At 38.2% G+C, this 7,505-nt stretch carries 1 protein-coding gene and 1 pseudogene; both read left to right on the top strand.

What is annotated here, in order from left to right; genetic code table 11:
• Positions 1–90: 90 nt before the first annotated feature.
• The gene (locus tag Q0543_RS15530; RefSeq protein ID WP_299255185.1) at positions 91–4,665 is read left to right on the top strand and encodes an Ig-like domain-containing protein; all 4,575 of its coding nucleotides are present in this window, start codon (positions 91–93) and stop codon (positions 4,663–4,665) included.
• Between the two features lie 25 nt (positions 4,666–4,690).
• A pseudogene (locus Q0543_RS15525) lies at positions 4,691–7,505 on the top strand (hypothetical protein); the annotation flags it as partial.

The raw sequence follows: 7,505 nt of genomic DNA, 5'->3' as shown, positions 1-7,505 counted from the left end.
AATTTTAATAAAAAAAGCAAAAACCGTTACTTCCATATATTTTTTGGTTTTTTTAATTTGATAAATAACATCACTTAAAAAAGCCTTTGAATGAAAGACTACATATTTCACTCCCCAATTAATCGTATTATTTTCGTCCTTATTTTCGTAGCAATTTTAGGGAATAATAGCTTTGCCCAAACAAGTTGTTATGAAACTGTTTCCTTACCTACTGATTCAAAATGGGGCGGTAGCGATGCCGTTGGTTCTGTATTGATAGGTAATACATATGGTGCAGGACAAGGCCCAGGTATTTATATTGTTGCAGATGGTGGCTATCGACTGTATTTAAATGGTGAACTTTTAGCTTATGACAATGCAGCCGGTCGGGTTCGTTTTATTCCTATGACTTTTTTACCAAGAAAAAATGTTGTTTCTATTGTTGGAATAAATGGGTTGAATGCACCTGGTATTTTAATGCACTTAGATGAATTAGAAAAGCCCTACGTTTCTGGCACAGGTTGGAAAGTAAACAACTCTCCTGCAGATAACACATATAAAACAAAAGGATATAATGATGCATCTTGGTCTGGAGCCACTGTATTATCAACAGGAACTATAACACAAACACCAAGTGGTGCAACAATTACTGGATTCCCAACTACATCTACAGCAAAATGGATTTGGTCAAATTCATCTTCAGATAAAAATGTTGTATTACGTTATACATTCGACATTAAAGCGGTTGGGTTTGGAGCGAATACTACAGGTGGAGATGCAGGCCCTGTCGTTGTTGTAACAAACGTAACTGATTTATTAGCACAGATAGCATCTACTACTGCCAAAACAATTCTTATTAAAGAAGGCAGCTATGACCTTAGAGATTACAGAGACCAAAAAACATGTCGGGTTGAATGCAATTCAACATTAGCAACCTATAAAGGAGATTTTATTGACGTAGGTGCTGGTTGCCCTACAAATTATAGAACGGTTAAACGTTGGGAGAAATTAATCTGGATGAGTTCCAATAAAAGTATTATTGGTATGGGTAGAGGTGCATCTTTGCGAGGCGCTTCATTTTATGCCAATGGAGGAAATCCACAATCAAATCTTATTTTTAGAAACTTAAAAATTTGGGATGTCAACCCACATATCATTGAAGCGAATGATGGGATTTCTTTAAACGCCGTTACAAAATTATGGGTAGATCACTGTTCCTTCAAATGGATCAGTGATGGAAATGATATTGCAGATACAAAGGAATGTACATTTTCTTGGAACCGCTGGAACGGCTTGAATGAATATATGTGCAGTGGCGTGGACAATTATTCGGCTATGATCACAGGCTCTGACATTACATTTGATCATCAATGGTGGGAGAATTCAAATGGACGTGCTCCAAAGACATATGGAACGACCAATACACGTATACATATGATAAATAATTATCATTCAGATAATGGTTATTATGCGAGCAACTCGGGAAGCCCTAGCTGCTTGGTATATATTGAAAACACACATTACGAAAAGGTTCGTTTCCCAACAGTAAAAGAGCATGGAGGAGTAATTTATTGTAGTGGTAACAAATACGATAACATAGGTTCACATTCCGTTGATTGGGTAAACTCATCTGAGCCAAAAGATGTGGCAGCAAAATTTACGATACCTTATTCGTACACATTAGAAAATGTGAGTACCGTTAAAGCAACGTGTATGAGTCAATCTGGAACTGGTGGCAAATGGGGAACAATGCCATCGTATACTGAAACTGCAGGATTATCCAATACAGCACCAATTGTTTCAATTACAAATCCTACAACCGGTACAACTTTTTCAAATGCAACACCGATACTCATTTCTGCGAATGCTTCTGATGCAGGAGGAGCAATTTCTAAAGTAGAATTTTACAGTGGTACAATAAAACTAGGTGAAGATGTATCCGCGCCTTATTCCTTTAATTTAACGGCACTAACAACGTGTATGTATTCATTGGTAGCTGTGGCAATAGATAACAATGGAAATAAAACAATGTCATGGCCTGTGATAATAAATGTTTCTTCTAATCCAAAAAAATACATTTACAATTACGATAACAGCGGCAACTATGCATGGAGCAATACCAATAGCTGGACACCAAAGTCTATACCAACAGCAATCGATACAGTTATCGTTCGTACAGGTGAACTACAAATTGCAAACCTGGATCATAAAGCTCCCATCTATCTAGAAGCAAATGGTATACTTAGAATTACCAACAATTCTTCTGTTGATAAATTACAGCTACAAGGTGGAACGCTAAAAGTATATACCAGTAATCCGCAGTTTGATTTGCAATCGAATATTGTGGTTGAAAAACCATCGACAATTATGTCTGGCTCAGTGAGTGCTACGGTCTTTAATTTAATGGGTACCATTACAGGCTCAGCCAATCTTACTAAAACAAGTGTTGGGGTGTTAATGATAAACAGTGATGCCTCTGGTTTTAAAGGTAAATGGATTGTTGAAGAAGGTAAGTTGAAAATACGTTCACTAAAAGGCATGGGTGCTTGCGGAGTACAAGTAAAAGCCAATGCACGACTTGATATTGAAACTGCTTCTGCTGCCTCCATCTATTCACTTGAAATTGACTCTTTAGGAGGTGTTGATTTAGATGCGGACTTAAATACCGAAGTTGCAGTTTTCGGTTCGTACAACCTCAGTGCTGGCTCGTTCAAGAATGCGGACTACACTACCTATATTGGTGGTGCGAGCACATTAAAAGTATCTAAAAGCATTGTTGTATTAAGTGGCCCTTCTACCTTCTGTGCTGGGAATAACGTAAAATTTACGGCAACATCGTCTTCCTCCTATAGCTGGAAAAATATGGGTTCTCAAGTTGCAACAGTTTCTTCGTATACTACAAGTATAGCGGGTTCATACAATGTAGAACTTTCAAATGCAACAGGTTGTAAAGTGAGTTCTGCTGCTGTAAAAACTGCAATTGGTTCACCCATAACCATTATTCAGAATGTAAAAGTGGATGCAGGTGCATGGACTGCAGTTCCTTCAGCAACTGTTTGTGCAGGCAGTACAGTAAACTTGGGCCCTTGGCCTACAACTGCTGTTGGATGGTCTTGGACAGGTCCTAATAACTTCACTTCTTCTTTACGTGATCCAATATTTACAAATATTTCGGCGGCAAACGCTGGAACCTATACTGCTACTTTTACAGATGGAAGTGGCTGTAAAGCAACAAGTACATTTAATATACAAGTGAGCGCAGTACCAACAGCAACGATTACCTCACCAACGAAGTCAATCTGTGCAGGTGCATCGGTAGTGCTTACTGCAAGTGCGGGTTCTTCTTATAAATGGTTTAACGGAACGACACAAGTTGGAATGGAATCAACATATACTGCAGCAATTGCTGGCAGCTATACAGTTGAAGTAAGCAATGCGAGTGGTTGTAAAGCAAGTTCAGCTGTTACGCAAGTTACTGTAAGTACATTACCTGTAGCTACTATCACAACTCCGATTACGTCGTTTTGTTCAGGAGAATCTACTGTATTAACAGCAAGTATTGGCTCTTCGTACAAATGGTTTAATGGAACGACACAAGTTGGAAATACAGCTACATATAGAGCAGATGCTGCTGGAAGCTATTCAGTTGAAGTATCAAATGAAGCAGGTTGTAAAGCAATATCTGCTGTTACAAAAATTACTGTAAACACATTACCTGTAGCTACTATCACAACTCCGATTACGTCGTTTTGTTCAGGAGAATCTACTGTATTAACAGCAAGTATTGGCTCTTCGTACAAATGGTTTAATGGAACGACACAAGTTGGAACTACAGCTACATATAGAGCAGATGCAGCTGGCAGCTATACAGTTGAAGTGTCAAATGAAGCAGGTTGTAAAGCAACGTCTGCTGTTACAAAAATTACTATAAACACATTACCAACTGCAACGATTACTTCACCAACTACATCAATCTGTACAGGTGGTTCAGTAGTGCTTACTGCAAGTATAGGTTCATCGTATAAATGGTTTAACGGAACTACACAAGTTGGAACTGCAGCTACATATAGAGCAGATGCAGCTGGCAGCTATTCAGTTGAAGTATCAAATCAAGCAGGTTGTAAAGCAATATCTATTGTAAAACAAATCAATGTAACGACAGGTACTGTTTGGTATCAAGATATAGATGGAGATGGTATGGGAGATCTATCTGTATCACAAACATCATGCACGCAACCTATAGGCTATGTTTCTACAGTAGGAGATGCGTGCCCTACAGATGCAAATAAAACTTCAGCGGGAAATTGTGGTTGTGGGAAAACGGAAAGTTCTTGCCTTGATTGTGCTGGGATACCAAACGGAACAGCAGTATATGATAATTGCAATGTTTGCGTAGGTGGAACAACAAGTAATACAGCTTGCGTCACCACTACAACTATGAATGGTACAACAACGAACATTACAGTTGTACCACAGCCGTTTGATAATTTCACTACAATCAAATTAGAAAATTTGGGTATGATTCAAAATGTTAAAGTCTTCACTGCTTCTGGCGCATTGGTTGAAACGTTTTCCAATTTACATGTTGAAGAAATTTCATTGGGTGATAATTTAGCTGCTGGTCTTTATTCTGTAATTATTCAAACTGAAAATGGCGTGTATACAACTAAGATTGTGAAAAAATAAAATGAGACAATTAAAAAATAGGAACATGGGCATTAAAATTTGTAAGGCGTATGGTATTATATTGAGCACATACATGTGTATGCTATTATTTGCAATAACAAATAATAGCGATGCTCAAACACTAGCTTTCCCTACAGCCGTTGGCTTTGGAAAAGATGTAACAGGTGGCCGTGGCGGCACTGTTTACCATGTCACGAATTTGAATGATGCAGGTGCTGGTTCTTTCAGAGATGCTGTAAGTGCATCAAATCGAATTGTCGTATTTGATGTAAGTGGTTATATTACTTTAAAAACGGCTGTCTCTGCAAAAAGCAATCTGACAATTGCAGGACAAACAGCGCCAGGCGAAGGTATTGGATTTCGTGGAGGTAAAATTTCTTTTGGTAGTCAATCTAATGTTATTATAAGACACATACGTATACGTCCAGGTAGTGAAGTTGCTAGCAAAGAAGATGTAGGTATAAATTTAGTGGATGCAAAAAATATAATTTTAGATCATTGTACAATTGAGTTTGCACCTTGGAATAATATTGGTGGTGTAAGTACAAATTCGCAGACAAAACCTGTAATAAACATTACGTTCCAAAATTGTTTAATTGCGAATCCTACCTACCAACAATTTGGTGCGCATATAGAATCTCCAAATGGTACTTGGACTTGGGCATATAATATTTTTGCCAATTCTCACAATAGAAACCCGTTGGACAAGATTAATGATATTTTTATTAATAATGTTCTTTACAACTGCTCTGCTGGATATACAACTCACACGAGTACAAATTTCAAACACGATATCATTGGAAATTACATGATCAAAGGACCTGCATCTACAGGCACTGATAATCAATGGTACCAGGTAGATAAAAATCAGAGTATCTATTATAATGGAAATTTAAAAGATAGTAATTTGGATGGCGTTCTTAATGGAACAACAACAACACCATCTTGGTATCAAGGTCCAGGAACAATTTTAACGGCACCATGGTCTAACCTTACCGCTGGAATACCAACCTATAGTGCTCAAACAGCTTATCGATACACGGCTTCAGTGGCAGGAACATTTCCACATGATGAAATGGACAGATTAGTGATGTCGCAAATAAGAACGCTTGGTAAAGGAACTACAGGAACTGGCGCAGGTACATGTGGTCCTGGTGGTAGTTTATATACCAGTCAAGTACAAACAGGATTAGGGAATAATGGGTATGGTACAATTGTTACAGGAACAAAACCTACTGATACGGATAATGATGGTATGCCAGATTACTGGGAAAAAACATTCGGTTCAAATGTAACAAGTAATGATGCAATGAAAATTGGTAGTGATGGTTATGCACTAATCGAAAAATATCTTAACTGGTTGGCGGAAGTACGTTCACGTACGCTTCAGAACACAGCAGTTGATTTGAATATGAGCACATACGCTGGTGGGTTTGCAAATGTATCTCCTGTTTATTCTGTGAGCAATGCTCAAAACGGAACAGTAACATTATTGTCGGATGGCAAAACAGCACACTTTGTTCCTACAGCAAATTTTTCAGGAATGGCAAGTTATAAATTTACAATTAAAAGTTCAGACGCTTCTTACACCTATTATGTAGCGGTCTTGGTAGAACCTTCTGGTGCACCTTGTACAAGTCCTTTAGCGAATATTACTGCTGGTGGCGCAACGACATTCTGTATTGGAAAAAATGTTATGTTAAATGCAAATACAGGTACTGGCTTAACCTATCAATGGAAGAACGGAGCGAATGCAATCAGTGGAGCTACGAATGCAACGTATACAGCAAATGCAAGCGGTTCCTATTCGGTTGTTGTTACAAATGCTTCTAATTGCGCTGCCACTTCTGCAGCAACAACTATTACAACAATATCTCTTCCAATAGCCGTAATTACCTCTCCTTCGGGCACAGTAATTCCATATAAAGGAAATCTTATACTCAATGCTTCAACTGGAACGGGCTATACGTATCAATGGAAAAATAATACAACGGCTATTACTGGAGCAACTACAGCCTCGTACACGGCACTAACTGCTGGATCATATACTGTGACGATCACTGCATCTACCTGCTCTGCTACTTCTTCGGCACTCGTACTCACAGTTGCTGCGCCTCCTAAAAAATATATTTATACATACGATAACTCTGGAAATTTATCTTGGACAAACCCAAACAACTGGTCGGGTAAAGTCATACCAACTCCTTTAGATACTGTTATAATACGTAATGGAGAAGTGCAGATAGCAAATCTAGAACAAAAAGCTCCAGTCTATGTTGAAACAAATGGTACAATTAGACTTACTGCAAATTCTACTGTTGATAATCTGTACCTACAAGGTGGAACATTGAAATCATACACCAGCAATCCGCTATTTACATTACAATCGAATATCACGATTGAAAAACCATCCACCATACTTGCTGGTTCTATTGCTACATCTGTATTCCAACTCAATGGAACGATCAAAGGTTCTGCAGAGCTAACTAAAACAGGTGTTGGTACACTTCAATTAAATAGTGATGGATCTGCTTACAAAGGCAATTGGATTGTAGAAGAAGGTAAACTAAAAGTGAAATCTATCAATGGATTAGGTCAATGTGGTGTCTATGTAAAAGCAGGCGCAAGATTGGATATGGAAACTCCTTCTGCTGCTTCTATCTATTCGCTTGTTATTGAAAGTAATGCTGGTGTAGATTTAGATCAAAACTTAAATGTAACCGTTGCAGTATTTGGCCCAGAAAATATTCTTTCAGGTGCGTATAAAAATGCAAACTATCCTAGCTATATCGGTGGTGCAAATACACTTTCAATTTCAAACAGCATCGTTGCAACAAGCG

The organism is uncultured Cytophaga sp., assembly GCF_937863595.1.
Classification (GTDB): domain Bacteria; phylum Bacteroidota; class Bacteroidia; order Cytophagales; family Cytophagaceae; genus Cytophaga.
This window is presented reverse-complemented; position numbering and strand designations above follow the sequence as displayed.

Excerpts from the sequence above, each read along its gene's own strand:
- Q0543_RS15530 (WP_299255185.1), top strand. The coding sequence starts at position 91 with ATGAAAGACTACATATTTCACTCCCCAATTAATCGTATTATTTTCGTC.